21 protein-coding genes are annotated in these 17,113 nt (G+C 43.5%); all 21 read right to left on the bottom strand.

Annotated features, from left to right (window positions below; all coding sequences use genetic code 11):
* Positions 1–131: 131 nt before the first annotated feature.
* The 21 genes from ACIPK1_RS09025 to fabD all read right to left on the bottom strand — a co-directional run bounded on the left by ACIPK1_RS09025 (position 132) and on the right by fabD (position 17,013).
* A complete protein-coding gene (locus tag ACIPK1_RS09025) occupies positions 132–791 on the bottom strand; it encodes a hypothetical protein (protein ID WP_034872543.1) in 660 nt (219 codons plus the stop codon).
* 210 nt (positions 792–1,001) lie between these two features.
* Complete coding sequence (locus tag ACIPK1_RS09030; RefSeq protein WP_005225911.1) at positions 1,002–1,724, bottom strand: YebC/PmpR family DNA-binding transcriptional regulator; 723 nt, start codon at positions 1,722–1,724, stop codon at positions 1,002–1,004.
* A gap of 79 nt (positions 1,725–1,803) precedes the next feature.
* Complete coding sequence (locus ACIPK1_RS09035; RefSeq protein ID WP_400450564.1) at positions 1,804–2,970, bottom strand: nucleotidyltransferase; 1,167 nt, start codon at positions 2,968–2,970, stop codon at positions 1,804–1,806.
* 27 nt (positions 2,971–2,997) lie between these two features.
* Positions 2,998–3,726, bottom strand: a complete 729-nt coding sequence (locus tag ACIPK1_RS09040; protein WP_016620356.1) for a class I SAM-dependent methyltransferase — start codon at positions 3,724–3,726, stop codon at positions 2,998–3,000.
* Complete coding sequence (rsfS, locus tag ACIPK1_RS09045; RefSeq protein WP_034878521.1) at positions 3,726–4,067, bottom strand: ribosome silencing factor; 342 nt, start codon at positions 4,065–4,067, stop codon at positions 3,726–3,728. Before rsfS ends, ACIPK1_RS09040 begins: the two co-directional genes overlap by 1 nt.
* Positions 4,068–4,078: 11 nt before the next feature.
* Positions 4,079–4,678, bottom strand: a complete 600-nt coding sequence (gene yqeK, locus ACIPK1_RS09050) for a bis(5'-nucleosyl)-tetraphosphatase (symmetrical) YqeK (RefSeq protein ID WP_008378167.1) — start codon at positions 4,676–4,678, stop codon at positions 4,079–4,081.
* On the bottom strand, positions 4,668–5,309 hold the full coding sequence (locus ACIPK1_RS09055) for a nicotinate-nucleotide adenylyltransferase (RefSeq protein ID WP_005235597.1): 642 nt from the start codon (positions 5,307–5,309) through the stop codon (positions 4,668–4,670). Before ACIPK1_RS09055 ends, yqeK begins: the two co-directional genes overlap by 11 nt.
* A gap of 12 nt (positions 5,310–5,321) precedes the next feature.
* Entirely contained in the window at positions 5,322–5,633 is a 312-nt protein-coding gene (gene yhbY / locus ACIPK1_RS09060; RefSeq protein ID WP_005225905.1) for a ribosome assembly RNA-binding protein YhbY, read from the bottom strand.
* Positions 5,634–5,648: 15 nt separating this feature from the next.
* Entirely contained in the window at positions 5,649–6,767 is a 1,119-nt protein-coding gene (yqeH, locus tag ACIPK1_RS09065) for a ribosome biogenesis GTPase YqeH (RefSeq protein WP_400450567.1), read from the bottom strand.
* Between the two features lies 1 nt (position 6,768).
* Positions 6,769–7,293 (bottom strand): YqeG family HAD IIIA-type phosphatase, encoded by a 525-nt coding sequence (locus ACIPK1_RS09070; RefSeq protein WP_008378174.1) that lies wholly within the window; start codon positions 7,291–7,293, stop codon positions 6,769–6,771.
* 360 nt (positions 7,294–7,653) lie between these two features.
* Positions 7,654–8,379, bottom strand: coding sequence for an amino acid ABC transporter ATP-binding protein (locus ACIPK1_RS09075; protein ID WP_016612186.1), 726 nt, complete (start codon positions 8,377–8,379; stop codon positions 7,654–7,656).
* 16 nt (positions 8,380–8,395) lie between these two features.
* Entirely contained in the window at positions 8,396–9,085 is a 690-nt protein-coding gene (locus ACIPK1_RS09080; RefSeq protein WP_005225900.1) for an amino acid ABC transporter permease, read from the bottom strand.
* 22 nt (positions 9,086–9,107) lie between these two features.
* A complete protein-coding gene (locus tag ACIPK1_RS09085; RefSeq protein ID WP_005235588.1) occupies positions 9,108–9,953 on the bottom strand; it encodes a transporter substrate-binding domain-containing protein in 846 nt (281 codons plus the stop codon).
* A gap of 190 nt (positions 9,954–10,143) precedes the next feature.
* The gene (locus tag ACIPK1_RS09090; RefSeq protein WP_400450571.1) at positions 10,144–10,929 is read right to left on the bottom strand and encodes an acetyl-CoA carboxylase carboxyl transferase subunit alpha; all 786 of its coding nucleotides are present in this window, start codon (positions 10,927–10,929) and stop codon (positions 10,144–10,146) included.
* Positions 10,922–11,791 carry an acetyl-CoA carboxylase, carboxyltransferase subunit beta gene (gene accD, locus ACIPK1_RS09095; protein ID WP_005235586.1) on the bottom strand — a complete coding sequence of 290 codons (870 nt, stop codon included), beginning with the start codon at positions 11,789–11,791 and terminating at the stop codon, positions 10,922–10,924. The genes ACIPK1_RS09090 and accD overlap by 8 nt, the downstream gene beginning before the upstream one ends.
* A gap of 12 nt (positions 11,792–11,803) precedes the next feature.
* A complete protein-coding gene (locus ACIPK1_RS09100; protein WP_400450573.1) occupies positions 11,804–13,168 on the bottom strand; it encodes an acetyl-CoA carboxylase biotin carboxylase subunit in 1,365 nt (454 codons plus the stop codon).
* Between the two features lie 7 nt (positions 13,169–13,175).
* Positions 13,176–13,604, bottom strand: a complete 429-nt coding sequence (gene fabZ, locus ACIPK1_RS09105) for a 3-hydroxyacyl-ACP dehydratase FabZ (RefSeq protein ID WP_005225895.1) — start codon at positions 13,602–13,604, stop codon at positions 13,176–13,178.
* 4 nt (positions 13,605–13,608) lie between these two features.
* Positions 13,609–14,091, bottom strand: a complete 483-nt coding sequence (gene accB / locus ACIPK1_RS09110) for an acetyl-CoA carboxylase biotin carboxyl carrier protein (protein WP_400450575.1) — start codon at positions 14,089–14,091, stop codon at positions 13,609–13,611.
* Positions 14,092–15,330 carry a beta-ketoacyl-ACP synthase II gene (gene fabF, locus ACIPK1_RS09115; RefSeq protein WP_016610185.1) on the bottom strand — a complete coding sequence of 413 codons (1,239 nt, stop codon included), beginning with the start codon at positions 15,328–15,330 and terminating at the stop codon, positions 14,092–14,094.
* A gap of 12 nt (positions 15,331–15,342) precedes the next feature.
* On the bottom strand, positions 15,343–16,080 hold the full coding sequence (fabG, locus tag ACIPK1_RS09120; protein WP_016612189.1) for a 3-oxoacyl-[acyl-carrier-protein] reductase: 738 nt from the start codon (positions 16,078–16,080) through the stop codon (positions 15,343–15,345).
* Between the two features lie 9 nt (positions 16,081–16,089).
* Positions 16,090–17,013: an ACP S-malonyltransferase gene (fabD, locus tag ACIPK1_RS09125; RefSeq protein WP_142437121.1), complete on the bottom strand. Its 924-nt coding sequence runs from the start codon at positions 17,011–17,013 to the stop codon at positions 16,090–16,092.
* Positions 17,014–17,113: the final 100 nt, after the last annotated feature.

Raw genomic sequence — 17,113 nt, forward strand, 5'->3', positions numbered from 1 at the left:
AAAGTAAGATAACAAAAAATCTGAGCCAGAATGAGGTTCATTCTGACCCAGATTTGATTTTGCACAACTCATCAGTCCTTATTGACAAAGAGCCCTGATTCTCAAATGAAACCAGCCGATTGTGATGTTTTTTAGCCTTTTAATTCGCCAATAAATAAGCGGGTTTCTGGATAACGCATCCCAACGATTGTCAAAATCATCTGCAGCTCAGAAACGTGTTCCGGATCTTCTGGAACAAATAATTTTGTATGACGTCCGATACTGCCATTATCGATCAAACGATGGGTACGATTCCATTGACTAAATTCCTCGATCGTTGTAAAGCGACTAAGAGGAAAACCAGCACCGTCGAGAATTTCCGTCAATCGAAAAAGCACATAAGAACTATCGATCACCAATTCCTTTCTGTGAGGTAAAGCACGCGTTCGCTTATAATCAATAATTGCTTTTTCTGGTCGGTGTTCCAAAAGCCAATCCAACAGCAAGAAGAACCCTTCCATTCGATAATCATCGATAAAGAGCCGTTCAGAGTATTCCGACATGCGAAAGACCAAAGGAATCAAGAATCGCTCTTTATAAATTAACAAGGGTGCGCGATCAACGACGACATTTAAATAACGATTCAAATAAGAAGAACCACGATAATCGCCTAGACGATACCCTTCCACCCCATACTTTTGATATTTCCGACAAAGAGCCGAGCAGTCAGAAATCGATACAGACACTTCTGCTAGCTTTTCAAAACCACTTAAGATTCGATTAAATGGCTCTAAAACGATTTTTTCTTCCATGTCTGCCCCCCTAACGAGTTGTTTGCTTATGTAGTAAATCATAACATATAAAATGTCTGGAAACCAACTGAAAAGACGATGAATATTGAAGAATTTTCAAGAGAAGTGCTTCTCGCTCTCTTGTTTTTTTCACTTGACTAAACAACGGAAGGTTGATGAAAAAAACACCAAAAACTGGCAGCCAGATCACCTCTAGGCTGCCAGTATGTCTTATTCTTCAGCGTCTGCCACATTGTGATAGACATTTTGAACATCTTCAAGATCTTCTAATACATCGATCATTTTTTCGAATTTTTCTAGATCATCGCCAGTTAAGGTTACTTCATTTTGAGGAATCATTTGCATTTCAGCAATTGAAAATTCGGTGATTCCTTTTTCTTTCAAGGCTTCCTGAATGGCATGGAAGTCACTTGGTTCACCGTGAACGATAATTTGTCCATCTTCTTCAACAACATCACGAACATCGATCTCTTTGTCCATCAAGTATTCTAAGATCTCATCGGCATCGTCACCAGCAAAGCCAAATAATGCTGTGTTATCAAACATATAAGCAACTGCCCCAGAAACACCCATATTCCCGCCGTTTTTACCAAAAGCGGCCCGAACATCGGCTGCGGTACGGTTGACGTTGTTTGTCAAAGTATCGACGATCACCATTGATCCATTTGGTCCAAATCCTTCATATCGAAGTTCTGAGTATTGTTCATCGCCAGAACCTTTGGCTTTTTCAATCGCACGGTCAATAATGTGTTTTGGCACATTGTAGGTTTTCGCACGTTCGATAACAAAGCGTAATTTTTGGTTCGCGTGAGGATCAGGATCACCCGATTTTGCTGCTGCGTAGATTTCGATTCCAAATTTTGCATAAACTCGGCTATTGTTTGCATCTTTAGCAGTTTTTTTCGCTACGATATTTGCCCATTTACGACCCATGATTTCACTTCGCTTTCTTGTTTTTAAAAATCCTTATTCATTATACTTGTCAAATGGCGTTCTGTGAAGTAATTTTCACTTATTTATCAATAAAAAGCGGAATTCTTCGAAAATTTTGTTCTGTGATTTGAGGATTCCCTTGCTGATAGATCTGGTCGATCCGCAATGACAAGCCGTAGCGCTGTGCTTCTTTCTTACCGAATTTAGCGATCAGCGGAAGGGTCAGCTCTTTTTTGACTTCTTTTAAATAGTGCTGCCCTTGCTTTGTATAGCCTAAGACTCGAATAAAGGGATGTGCTTGGGCTTCCTTCATTTCAGCTTTTGTCACTTGGAACAATACATAACAAGCAAGACGCTGCAGTCTCGTTTGGGTATAGCGTTTTGTCTTTAACAACTTGATAAAATCTGCAAACGAATCCGCCGCAGTCACATATTGTTTTAGTCGATATTCTAGTCCTTCTTCCATCTGGTAAATAGCAGCTAATTTTTCGAGGGGGGCAGAAATGATCTGGTATTGAAGATACGGCCAAAAGGTTTCCCAGTCGACTGTTGTTTGCGAAAGAAATTTTTGTGTTGCTTCAGGAACAAAATCCACAACAGCTTCACCTTGTTTGAGTCCTTGACGAATGGCTGTGGCACTAGCGATCGTTGGATGCTCAAATTGTTCTGAATGATAAGAGGCCGCAATTCGTTGGATGGGAACAAGCCTCATTGGTTTTTCATAACACAACACTTCCCGTGCATACGCCATACCCAACAGATGATTCGGCTGGTCTTTTTCTGCATGGTACTCAGGATAAAGCTCACTGAGGACCATACTCATTTTTTGACTATAGGTAGCATTTTGCCTAGCTATGCGTTGAAATGCGTCATCGATCATCCGCTGATTTTCTTTTTCAAACTGAGCGAACTTTGCATAGTCAAAGGGTTGTTTCGCATCTGTACCAAAACACAAAGAATCACATTGCAGATTTTGTAAGATCCTAATCGCTCCCGCTGCAAAAAAATCAGCAGACTGGACGGCCCAAGCGGATGGCAGTTCAACGACCAAATCGACGCCATTTTGCAATGCCGCTTGGGCTCGTTGCCATTTATCAATGATCGCCGGTTCACCACGCTGTAAAAAATTTCCACTCATCACGGCTGCAATGACATCGGCGTTGGTTTCTTGCCTGGCTTTGTCCACGTGGTATTGGTGGCCATGGTGAAAAGGATTATATTCTACGACTAGTCCGCAAGCCTTCATCGACATCCCTCCTGTTTTACATAACGGTTACTTATGGCAGACAAAAAACCAGCGACGGCTTTTTTCATTTGGTTTTGTATCGATAAAATCAGCGTAGCATTCAACATTAGCAAAACCAGCATTTTCTAACATTCTTAAATAGCTTTCGAGAGGATAGGTTCTTTCTTGATGAAGCTCATCTAAGCGTTCAAACAACCCACTCTCTTGTGCAACAAAAAAGGTCAAGAAATGTTCAATGCTATGGTCTTTTTCTCCTTGATAGCTTTCCCAAAGAAAGGCAAATTCATCCGTCTGGTAATGGTAGCTATAATCAGGAAACACTTCATTGATTTGATATAAGGAATGCACATCAAATAAAAAGACGCCATCTTCTTCTAAACAACTGTAAACACCATCAAACACTTGCTGCACACTCTGCTCGTCTTCCATGTAGCAAAGGGAGTCAGAATAGCAAGTAATAGCTTGATAGGTGCCAATATCTACGAGATCCAGCATGTCACCCGCAACAAATTGCACAGCCGCCTCTTCTTTTTCAGCCCGTTGACTAGCGATCATCAGCATCTCTTCTGAAAGATCTAAACCAGTCACATCAAAACCAGCCTTGGCAAATTCAACGGCTAACGCACCGGTTCCACAAGCCAATTCTAACAGCTGTTTTCTTTTTCCTAAATGACGACAAGAAAAATCCAGCCACTTTTTATAGAGACTGGAATCCATTACTTCGTCATAGACAAATGCGAAGGTTTCGTAAGCCATTACGCCACGACCCATTCATTAAGATCCACAAGCGGCGCATCAGACCATAATTTTTCTAGGTTGTAAAAAGCACGTTCTGAGGCACTGAATACGTGAACGATTACGTCACCTAAGTCGATCAAGACCCATTTTCCACCATCTTTTCCTTCGACACGGCGAACAGATACTTGACTTTCTTCTTCTTTATCGATGACTTCATCAATGATCGCATTGATTTGACGTTCACTATTTCCTGAACAGATCACAAAGTAATCTGCTAGCAAAGAGATTTCCCGCACATCTAATGCCATAATATCTTCGGCATGTTTTGAATCGGCGGCTTTTACAGCAATTTCTAATATTTTCTGACTATCTATGGTAATTCCCTCCTATATTTGGCCACCCAAAAATTGTAGGTTTCGATCGTTTTTGGGTAGATAACTGCTTCTGTTTCAATCAAATGAAGCAAGGTATGTTTCGTTTCGTAAGCAACAGCGGCATCTAAGTCGATCATTGCGATTTCCCTAGCCTCAACGACTCCAGGAAACGTACGCCCGGGTTCGATATAATCTGCTACATAGATGATTTTATCTAGTAGGCTCATCTTGGCAGCTCCGGTTGTGTGCAAACGGATCGCTTGTAAGATTTCTTCGTCATCGATTTCTAATTCTCGTTGAACGAAATCAGCACCGACGAGTCCATGCCAGATAGCATTGTTCCAGTTCAAGAGATCCAATTCAAATCCGTCTCTACGAATGACTAATTGAAATTCTTCATCGCTGCGTTCCTTCGCATAATCATGCGTCAAAGCAGCGATGCTGGCTTTGACCGGTGAAGCACCATATTTTTCCGCAAGGGCAACGGCCGTTTTTTCGACACCCAACACATGCTCAAAGCGCTTTTGACTCATCTGCATTTGGACCTTTTGCATCAAAAGTTCCCGTTCTGCTTGTGTGTAGTGTTCACTCTTCATCCAAGTACAACCCCTTTTCTTGAATATAGTGTAACACATTATCAGGCAATAAGTAGCGAACCGAACAACCTTGTTGCACTTTTTTACGAATTGTTGTTGAGCTGACATCCATTAGAGGAATATCGATCCAAATAATCGGGTATGGGCTATCGATCGGCACTTCCGGGCGGCGAACCCCCACAAAAGTTACCAATTCCATCAGCTCATCGATTTGATGCCATTTTGGTAAATAGTTCACCATATCCCCGCCAATGATAAAATAATAATTAGTATCTGGATTCTTAGCTGTCAATTCCCGCATCGTATCAACCGTATAACTCTTACCTTTTCGTTCCAACTCAATGGTCTCTACAGCAAATCGCGGATTATCGGCGACCGCCAACTTCAACATCGCTAAACGATGCTCAGCGGGGATTGTCTTTTTCTCATCAACATGAGGCGGTAAATACTCAGGCATGAAATAAACTTTATCCAGCCCTAATGCTTGCCCTACTTGCTCACCCATGACCAGATGTGCGTAGTGTACTGGATTAAAATTTCCACCAAGAATGCCCACTTGCTTTTTCGGTACAAGTTCTTGTGTTTGTGTCTCTAAAACCGTTTGTACCTTTCCAAATGTTTGTCCTTGCATGCCTTCTCCCTCCTAAATTGAACGAACTTTGCTTGAAATCGTTTGGTATTTTTCTTTACTAGACGGTTTGAATAAAACGATCACTCGTCCGATGATCTGAACTACTTCACAGCCGACTTTCTCCCGGATCGTTTCAGCTGCTTCGTCAGCAACCTCATCGGTATTTTGGAGCAATGAGACTTTGATTAATTCTCGTTTTTCTAGTGCTTCTTCAATTTGCGCCATCATCGCGTCATTCAAGCCGCCTTTGCCGATTTGAAAAATCGGGTTTAGATGGTGCGCTTCACTTCGTAAAAATCTTTTTTGTTTTCCTCGTAAGTCCATAATCTTCCTTCTTCCTTATACTAATGCTTTGCGTCTAAGCACATCGACACCTTTTGGCGCCCACCCGGCGATGACACATGGTTTGGTGATCGTGATCCAGCCAAGTCCAGCAAAAACGATATCAGTTTTTTCTTTGATTGAAAATTCGAAACGGACGAGTTCAGGAAAATCCGCCACTTCATCTGCTCGTGGCGGCTGCAGCAGCCCACCAACATGTTTCTCATAAAATTCATCGGCTTTACTTAATTTGGTCCGATGGATCGCTACATCATTCGCTACATAGGCAACAAACGAACTTCGTTCTCCTTGTATGAAATCAAAACGGGCAAGTCCCCCTAAGAACAAGGTTTGTTCAGGGTTCAATTGATACACTTTCGGTTTAATTTCTTTGGCTGGTGCCACGATTTTCAGATCTTTTTTACCTAAATAGTGTGCCATTTGATGACGATGAATGATTCCTGGTGTGTCGATCAAAAAGTGCCCGTCGTCCAATGGAATCTCAATTTTATCCAATGTAGTTCCAGGAAATCGCGAAGTGGTGATCAGCTCGTTGATCCCTGCTGTTTGTTTGATGATTTGATTGATCAATGTTGATTTTCCAACATTCGTCACACCAACCACATACACATCACGACCTTCACGATACGTTTCGATCGCTTGTAGCAACGCTTGGGTTTCACCCGGTTTCTTGGCACTCGTCAACAATACATCGACGGGTCTTAAACCGACTTCGTGAGCCCGTTCCTTCATCCATTGGGTCATTTTCGATTTTTTCAAAGATTTCGGTAAAATATCCACCTTGTTGCCCACTAATAAAACAGGATTATCACCAACAAAGCGGTGTAGTCCTGGGATCAATGAACCATTAAAGTCAAAAATATCTACGACATTAACGATCAAGGCGTCTTTTTCCCCGATTTCATTCAGCAAACGTAGGAAATCATCGTCTGTCAGCGCGACATCTTGGATCTCATTGTAATGGCGCAAGCGGAAGCAGCGTTGACAATAGACTTCTCCTGATTCAAGTCCTTTTTCTAATGCAGATTGCGGGGTGTACCCCAATTCGGTAGGATTTGTTGTTTGAATCAATGCCCCGCAGCCGATACAGTGAATTTCTTCGATTCCTTCTGTCATATTAAATTCCTCCACGCCATTTTAACTCTGGGTTGTGTTTCAATAAATAGTTCATGATTTTTCTTTCTGCTGCTCGATTAAACTGGGTTTTCCAAGAATCCGTTGGGATCACTGGTTTCACTAGAATGCTGCGAACACCAGCACGATTGGCACCTCGTACATCCGTCATAATCTGATCGCCGATCATGACAACCTCTTCTTTTTTCAAGCCTAATTGCTGATACCCTTGTTTGATCCCTCTTGAAAAAGGTTTTAATGCGCGGTGTACGTACTTTAAACCAAAAGGCGCAACAGCCCGTGCCACGCGTTCACTATTGTTGTTAGAAACGACAATCACCGGGATGCCAGCGTTTTTCATTTCCAATAACCAGTTTTTTAATTCTTCGGTTCCATCAGGATTATTCCAAGCAATCAAGGTATTATCAAGATCGGTCAAAATCCCTTTGATCCCCTGTGCCTTTAGTTGGCTAGGGGTGATTTTATAAATCGCATCGACCATCCAAGTCGGTTTATAATTTGAAAACATAGAATCTCCTTTACTATCTGATTTCTTCGCATGTTAAAAGTCGGCGACTAGTCATCGATCCACATAGTCGATCTTTAAAAAGAAACCGTACTAGCTGTTGACAAGCAAGCAGGCAGTTTCTAAAAGGATCAGACCTCTTCAACCTGTAATTATACAATAGAATCTTTTTGAATACTAGCAAGTGCGCTAGTTTCTGCAGGTTTCTTGTAAAAGAACTGAAAAACGAAGGTGTCGAAACAACAGTTTGTTCCATCACTTCTTTAAAGTAGTCTTTTTTTTCGTCAAAAAAGCATCCTTTTACTGAAAGGATGCTTAGAAAAAGTCCAAAATTGTCATTTGCAACTGCGAGCTTCTCGCATTTTACAATACTTTACTTAAAAAATCAATGGTTCTCGGGTTTTTCGGATGATCAAAGAGCTGTTCTGGCGTTCCTTCCTCCATAATGATTCCCTGATCCATAAATAAAATCCGATCCGCGACTTCCTTCGCAAAACCCATTTCATGAGTGACGATGACCATCGTCATTCCTTGCTGAGCCAAACGCTGCATGACAGACAATACTTCGCCAACCATTTCAGGGTCTAACGCAGAAGTCGGTTCATCAAAGAGCATCACGTCCGGTTCCATCGCCAAGGCACGTGCGATAGCGATCCGTTGCATTTGTCCACCAGATAGACTTTGTGGATAGGAGTTTGCCTTATCAGGCAGACCTACATCATTCAATAGTTGCTTTGCTAGTGTTTCAGCAGCTGGTTTTGCTACCTTTTTGACTTTCGTCGGGGACAAAGTAATGTTTTCTAAAACCGTCATATTCGGAAAAAGATTGAAATTTTGAAAAACCATGCCCATTTTTTCCCGCATCTTATACAAATCATTCTTTGGATCGGTAATATCGGTTCCTTCAAAAAAGATTTTTCCGCTTGTCGGTACTTCTAGTAAGTTTAAACAGCGTAAGAACGTGCTTTTTCCTGAACCAGATGGTCCAATCACCACAACGACTTCACCTTGCTCGATCGTCGTTGTGATCCCTTTTAGCACTTGATTGCTGCCAAAGGTTTTGTGTAACTCTTGAATATCTAACATCATAGCTTGTCTTCTCCTTTTAACGACGATAGCCTTTTCCTAGTTTCTTTTCCCATAAACTCAATAGTCGCGAAGTCGTAAACGTCAAGATGAAATAAATGACCGCCGCCACATAGAAAGGCGTTAATGGTTGGAAAGAACTGGTGACAACGATCTGCGCACTGTTCATCAGCTCGTAGATGCCGATCGTTGAAAGCAAAGAGGAATCCTTGATCAAAACGATAAATTCATTGCCTAGTGGCGGCAAGATGTTGCGTAGTGCTTGTGGCAATACGACATAACGCATCGTTTGAAAAGGCCGCAGCCCTAAAGAACCAGCCGCTTCTGTTTGACCGTAATCAACGGCATTGATTCCCCCTCGGACGATCTCAGCAACATATGCCCCAGAATTAAGCGAGAGCGCAATGATCCCAGGAAATAACCGCCCAAAATCAAGACTCAACACACCGATCGAGACTGTCGGCAAGGCAAACATGCCTTGCAAAAGACCAAAAGCGATCAATATCTGCACCAACATTGGTGTGCCGCGGATGACTTCAATATACGCATTAGCAAACCAGCGCAAAGGCGTCACTTTTGATAATTTCATTAGGGCAAAAATCACCCCTAGAATCGTTCCAAAGATCACGGTAATGATAGAGATCACGATGGTGATCACCACACCAGAAAGAAAATAAGGGTAATATATCGCTAAAAAGGATAAATCCATAATTGTGTCTACTCCGTTCTATCTATTGCGCCGCATTTTCGTTGGCTAGATCTGTGTTCTTTTGTACATACTCATCGATTGTACCATCTTCAATCAATTCTTTCAAAATACTGTTTAGCTCTTCTTGTAGTTCGGTACTCCCTTTAGGTAAAGCAATTGCATAAGAATCGCCTTCAGACGCTTCTAATGCTACATCAGTGATCACGAGGTCATCATTTTGTGCAACATACGATTCAGCCACCGCACTTTCAAGCACCAAACCGTCGATCGATCCTTGTTTCAATTCATTGACTAGATTCGGAACTTTGGCGATGGAAACCAATTGCGAATCCGCTAATTGGTCTTGAACGATCATTTCTTGGATCGAGCCTTTTTGAGCGCCCACCTTTTTGCCAGACAAGCTTTCGATTGAATCAAATGCCGACTCATTGTTTTTATTAACAACTACTTTTTGTTCTGGTGTAAAATAGTTATCGGTGAAATCAAAAGTCTGTTTACGTTCGTCAGTTGCTGAGATGCCTGAAACAGCGATATCGGCTTTTCCTTGTTGCAAAGCAGTCAAGACAGCATTGAAATCAAGGTCCAAAATATTCACTTCGACACCAAGACGATCAGCGATCTCATTGACCATATCGATATCTGCGCCCACGATCGTATCTTTGCCATCAATCAAGGCATGAAATTCAAAGGGGGCAAAGTCAGCAGAAGTTGCCACATTTAACACACCGGCTGCTTTGATGGCTTCCAATTGGTTATCCGCCGAACCGCTGGCACTAGAACTGCCAGTACTCGATGAGCCGCCATTTCCACAAGCTCCTAAAACCAAAATCCCCGTCAATACAACAAGTGCTCCAAATAATTTTTTCATTAAAAACGCTCCTCTTCAAAACAAATATTTATGCAATATAATCTTCTTATATTCAGAATATATACATAATAGCACAGAATAATTAAATTTTAAACTAAAAACTTCGTCATTTGCACGATTTATTCAATAACACTTTTAATAAAAAAATACTAGGATACCCTCTCTCTAATCAGAGTGGATATCCTAGTTGTTAAAATCGGCGAAAACGCTGATACCTTGCCTCAAGCAATTCTTCTGTTTGCAACGTAGAAAGTTCAACGAGTTTCGTTGAAATTGCCGCTTTCATCTGTTCCATCAATTGCTCTTTCGGTAAAAAGGCCTCTTCATGGGTTTCAGCAATCACTTTTTCAATAACGCCTAATTCAAATAGTTCTTGGGCAGTGATCTTCATTAAACCAGCAGCTTCTTTGGCCCGGCTACCATCTTTCCATAGGATCGAAGCAAAGCCTTCGGGAGATAAAATGGCATAGATCGAATGTTCCATCATCCAAACCTCATCGCCTAATGCCAGTGCTAAGGCACCGCCGCTGCCGCCTTCACCAATGATGATTGCCAAGATCGGCACCGTTAAATCGGACATTTCCATCAAGTTACGGGCAATCGCTTCACCTTCTCCCCGTTCTTCCGCGCCAATACCACAAAACGCCCCTGCTGTATTGATCAATGTGACCACAGGTCGCTGAAATTTTTCTGCTTGCTTCATTAGGCGTAACGCTTTTCGATAGCCTTCAGGATGTGGTGAGCCAAAGTTTCTGCGTAAATTTTCAGGTAGATTACGGCCTTTTTGAATACCGATCACGGTCACTGGCTTGCCATCTAAACAAGCTATCCCGCCAACAACGGCTTCATCTTCGCCAAACAGACGGTCTCCATGAAACTCTTCAAACTCAGAAAAAATGCCTTCAAAGTAATCCAGTGCCGTCAAGCGGTCTTTGCTGCGAGCGAGTTCAACGATTTCGTGGGCTGCTCTAGTCATTGCGATTCCATCCTTTCCGCGTATGCAAAGAAATCAAATGGTAGATTTTCTCCCGCAAGTTCGTCCGTGGAACGATTTGATCGACAAAGCCATGATCTAACAGGAACTCTGCCTTTTGAAAATCTTCAGGTAGTTCCTGACGAATGGTTTGTTCAATCACGCGTCGTCCAGCAAAACCGATCAATGCTTGCGGTTCTGCCAGGATGATATCCCCTTCCATCGCAAAACTAGCGGTAACGCCACCGGTGGTCGGGTCCGTTAAAACCGTTAGATAAAACAAGCCAGCTTTACTGTGGCGTTTTACTGCCGCGGAGATCTTCGCCATTTGCATCAGTGACAAAATCCCTTCTTGCATCCGAGCCCCACCCGAAGCGGTAAAAAGAACAACTGGTAGCTGTTTTTCGATCGCACGTTCAAACAAACGGGTGATTTTCTCCCCCACGACCGTTCCCATACTGCCCATGATGAAATTCGCATCCATGACACCGATTGCTAACGGCAATCCTCGAACTTTGGCTTCTCCCGTTAGAACAGCCTCATGCAAACCAGTTTTTTCTTGCATTTGTGCGACTTTATCCAGGTACCCTGGGAAATCAAGGGGATCTTTTGTGGTAACATCTGTGTCCCATTCTTCAAAACTTTTTTCATCAATCGTGATAGCGATCCGTTCCCAGGCGCTGATCCGGAAATTATACCCGCAGTGGGGACAGACTTTTTCTGCCCCCATCTCCTTCGTATAAAGCGTTCGTTTGCAACTAGGACATTTCGCCCAAAGATTATCTGGGACGACTGGTTCGTTCGTTGGCAGCTGACCTCGATTAGGATTGATGCGAATGTAGTTTTTTTTCTTAAATAAAGCCACTCAACTTCCCTCCTATTGTTCAGGTGTCCAATTTGGCAAAAATTCCTCTTGTAAAAAGGCGGTTGTATAGTCTCCCGCAATCACTTTCGGGTGACTGATCAAGTCCATTTGGAATTCTGCATTCGTAATGACACCATCGGTCACTAATTCAGCTAACGCCCGCTGCATTTTCATCAATGCTTCAAAACGGTTCTCGCCGTGAACGATCACTTTAGCGATCATGGAATCATAATAAGGCGGGATCGTATAGCCGGAATACATGGCACTGTCTACCCGTACACCCAAGCCTCCACCAGGCAGAAATAAATTGTTGATCTTTCCTGGTGACGGTGCAAAATTGAAGGCTGGATTTTCTGCATTGATCCGACATTCGATTGCCGCACCTGTCATCTTGATGTCTGCTTGTGTCAAGCCTAGCGGTTCACCACTAGCAACTTCGAGTTGTTTTTTGACTAGATCAATGTTCGTCACCATTTCAGTGATGGGGTGTTCCACTTGGATTCGAGTGTTCATTTCCATGAAATAAAACGCCCCAGTGTCTGCCATTAAAAACTCGATCGTGCCGGCATTGCGATACCCTACCGCTTGTGCGGCACGTACCGCTGCTTCTCCTAGCTCTGCTCGTTTGCTTTCAGAAATCACCACAGAAGGAGATTCTTCCAACACTTTTTGGTTGTTGCGTTGCAGCGAGCAATCGCGTTCACCAAGGTGGATAATATTACCAAAAGAATCACCTAACACTTGCACTTCTATGTGTCGAGCAGGATAAATGATTTTTTCAATGTACATTTCATCGTTGCCAAATGCCGCTTTCGCCTCTTGCTGTGCCGAAGCAAAATGATGTAGAAACGCTTCTTTATCGGCGACTTTCCGTATCCCTTTACCGCCACCGCCGGCTGCTGCTTTGAGCATGACCGGGTAACCAATCTCTTCAGCGATCGTTAAAGCTTCTTCCACATCAGAAATCGCGCCTTTGCTTCCGGGAATGACCGGTACTTCTGCTTCGATCATCAAGCGTCTTGCATTGATTTTGTTTCCCATTGCATCGATAGTCTCACTCTTTGGCCCAATAAAGACGATATTGCATTCCTCGCACATCGCAGCAAAGCGACTATTCTCTGAAAGAAAGCCAAAGCCGGGATGGATCGCCTCAGCCTTTGTGACGATCGCAGCGCTTAGGATCTGCTGTACATTCAAATAAGAGTCAGCTGCTTTGGCAGGTCCGATACAAATCGCTTCATCGGCAAGCTCTGTGTGCAACGCTTCTTTATCTGCTTCTGAATAAACGGCGACCGTTTGAATACCTAATTCGCGACAAGCGCGAATGATACGTACGGCGATTTCGCCACGGTTTGCGATCAATACTTTAGAAAACATGTCTCACCTATCCAATCATGAAAGTCAATTCTGCTTCCGCCACTTTTTTTCCATCAACATAGGCAATTCCTTTGCCGATGCCGGCTGCAGATTTTACTTTGATTATTTCTACTTCTAAGATCAAGGTATCGCCTGGTGTTACTTTTTTTCTGAATTTTGCTTTGTCTAAACCGCCAAAGTAGGCAGTTTTCCCACGAAAGTCTTCCAATGACAATAATGCCACAGCACCTGCTTGCGCCATTGCTTCCACGATCAATACTCCAGGCATCACTGGTTCATGGGGAAAATGACCTTGGAAAAACGGCTCATTAATGGTAACGTTTTTCTTCGCAACGACCCGTTTGCCTTCTTCTAACTCCTCAACGCGATCCACTAAAAGCATCGGATAACGATGAGGGATGATTTCTTTGATTTCTTGAATCGTTAATGCGCTCATTGCTTTACCCTTCTTTCACACGGAATAATGGTTGATTGAATTCAACGATTTGTTCGCTTTCAACCAAGACTTCAACCAATTCGCCATCGACGTCGCTGACGATTTCATTCATGACTTTCATCGCTTCAACGATACAAAGAATATCGCCTTTTTTCACGTGATCGCCGGTTTGCTTAAAGTTATCTTTGTCAGGACTTGGTTTCAAATAAACGACACCCACTAATGGCGAGACAACTTCTTTGCCCTCTAAGACAGGTTTTGCCGCTTCTACTGTGTCAGGTGTCGCTGAGACAGCAGGCGTTGGTACAACAGGAGTTGGCGCAGCATTCGCTGCAGGAGCAGGCGCAGGTGTAGATTGTGCATTTTGTAGCCCACTTGTCGTATTTTTATTAAAATAAAGTTCAAACGTCTCTTTTTTTAATTGAAGCTCAGTTAACGTCGATTGATCGAATTGGCTGAGCAGCTCTTTTATCTCATGTGTTTCCAATTACGCTTCCTCCCAACGTTTCAGCAAGATCACTGCATTATGACCGCCAAACCCAAGTGAATTACTCATGGCATAGGTCAATTCTGCTGGTTGGCTTTGATTGATAACAACGTTCAAGTCGATCTCAGGATCTTGTTCTGTCACGTTGATGGTTGGTGGAATAAATTGATGTTGTAATGCTAATAGTGAAGCAATGGCTTCGATTCCACCAGCCGCCCCAAGCAAATGACCAGTCATTGACTTTGTACTGCTGACATATGGTTTTTTATAGTCTTCGCCCAATCCGTATTGGATCGATGTCGCTTCTGCACTGTCATTGGCGGGCGTGCTTGTACCGTGGGCATTGATGTAACCAACTTCAGCTGGGGTAATCGCCGCTTCTTGCATCGCTAATTTCATTGCTTTTCCAGCCCCTGATCCATCAGGGTTTGGCGCAGTCATATGGTAGGCATCACAGTTCGCACCGTACCCTACGACTTCACCTAAAATCGTTGCCCCACGTTTTTGTGCATGCGCCAATGATTCTAAAATGAAGACGCCAGCGCCTTCACCCATGACAAATCCACTACGATTTTTATCAAACGGAACGGAAGCTTTGTCAGGGTCTGATTCAGTGGTTAACGCCGTCAGAGAAGCAAAACCAGCAATACCAATTTCACAGATCGTCGCTTCTGAACCACCAGCGATCATGACATCTGCATAGCCATGCTTGATGTTTCGGAAAGCTTCACCGATTGAATGGGTACCAGAAGCACAGGCGGAAACAGTCGTCGTACAAATGCCTTTCGCACCTACCCGTAACGCAATGTTGCCGGCAACCATATTTACGATCGACATCGGTACGAACATTGGTGATACCCGATTTGCTCCTTTGTCATGCATTCGAATCACTTGGTCTTGAATCGTTGGCAAGCCGCCGATCCCCGAACCAACCATCACGCCAAAACGATCCACATCAATGGTTTCTGTATCTAACTTCGCCATTTCCATCGCTTCTAAGGCCGCATAAATTCCGTAAATGGAAAAAAGATCCATCCGCTTCGTATCTTTTTTAACGAAGTACTTTTCTAACGGAAAATCTTTGACTTCAGCGGCAACTGAGATCCCTGTTGCTTCTGCGTCAAATTTTGTAATCGGGCCGATGCCGTTGGTCCCGTTTTGTAAACTTGCTAAAAAAGTTTCTGGGTCATTTCCGATTGGAGAAGTGACGCCGTATCCTGTAACTACTACTCGATTCATCTTTTCTTCCTCCTACCCTTGCATTGCCATCCCGCCGTCTACACTGATCACCTGACCAGTGATGTAGGGGCTTTTTGCTAAAAAGACTGCTGTTTGCGCAACATCCTGTGTGGAACCAAAACGCTGTAATGGAATAGTTGCCAATGATTGTTCTTTGACTTTATCCGACAGCACTTCAGTCATCTCTGTTTCGATAAATCCTGGGGCGATCGCATTGCAGGTGATCCCCCGAGCGGCACCTTCACGAGCGGCAGATTTCGTAAAACCGATCACGCCAGCTTTACTTGCCGCATAGTTGGCTTGCCCGATATTTCCCGTCAAGCCGACCACACTCGTCAAATTGATGATGCGGCCTTCTCGCAACTTCATCATTTTTTTCAGCGCGTGCTGCGTCATATTGAAGGTACCAGTCAAATTGATTTTGATCACTGAATCAAAATCTTCGGGTTTCATTCTCAACAATAATTTGTCATTCGTGATCCCGGCATTATTGACTAAAATGTGGATCGGTCCGACTGCCGCTTCTGCTTCCAAAAGCATGGCTGCCGCTTGATCAAAATCAGAAATGTCCCCATTGATCGCTACACATTTCACGCCGTAGCTGGTGATGCGATCGATCAGTGACTGGGGAATTTCTTTTCGTCCATTTAAAACGATATTCGCTCCTTCTTTGGCAAAGGCTTCCGCGATGGTAAAACCGATCCCTCGCGAGCTACCAGTTACAAAGACGTTTCTATTTTGCAGATCCATAAATTCCTCCTAGTTGAATCGGGCTAGTGTATCTGCCAACGTTTGGCTATCTTCTACACGCGCAGTCTGGATTTCTTTGTCTATTTTCTTCATAAAACCGCTCAATACTTTTCCTGGTCCGATCTCGATGACTTGTTGGATGCCAAGCTGCTTCAGTGTCGCAATGCTTTCGTAAAAACGCACTGGCGATTTCACTTGCAACGTCAACAGTTCCTTGATTTGGTCTTGCTGCATCGGCTGCGCGGTCGTATTGCTGATGACAGGTACTTGCAACTCATCAAAGGTAATTTGAGCTAATTCCTGTGCTAATTGCTGCGATGCCGGTTCCAACAAAGCAGTATGGAAAGGACCGCTGACATTTAAAGGAATCACCCGTTTGGTTCCAGCAGCTTGTAACAATTCCACCGCTTTATCCACTGCCGGCGCTTCACCGCCAATAACGATCTGCTGCGGCGTATTGTAATTCGCTGGTGTCACGATCCCGACTTGACTTGCTTCTTTACAGATTTCTTCAATCGTTTCAGCGGGTGTGTTCATCACAGCGACCATTTTCCCAACACCTGCAGGCGCCGCACTTGCCATATACCGACCGCGCTTTTGCACCAATGCGACTGCGGTCTGGAAATCAAGCGCACCACTAGCGACTAAGGCTGTATATTCACCTAAACTTAAGCCAGCAACAGCATCTGCTTCGATTCCTTGCGCATCCAAAAGTCGCCAAAAAGCCGTGCTTACTGTTAAAATGGCAGGCTGTGTATATTCCGTCTGGTTTAAACGTTCGTTTTCAGTAAAGCATAACTCGGCCATATCATATCCTAGAATAGTGCTGGATTGTTCAAACGTCTCACGAACGATGGCTTCTTGGTGATAGAGCTCTTCCCCCATTTTGGGGTACTGTGCACCTTGACCGCTAAATAAAAAGGCTGTCTTCATCTTGCACTCCTTCATTACTTTGTTCGTTGTTGTTGGAGAACATGGATTCTTGCAGTTCGTCTATGAATCAGCAAAAACACGTTCTTAAAAAGGAAAGGCT

Origin of the sequence: Enterococcus sp. NPDC086594, assembly GCF_044746145.1 — a bacterium.
GTDB lineage: Bacteria > Bacillota > Bacilli > Lactobacillales > Enterococcaceae > Enterococcus_D > Enterococcus_D entomosocium.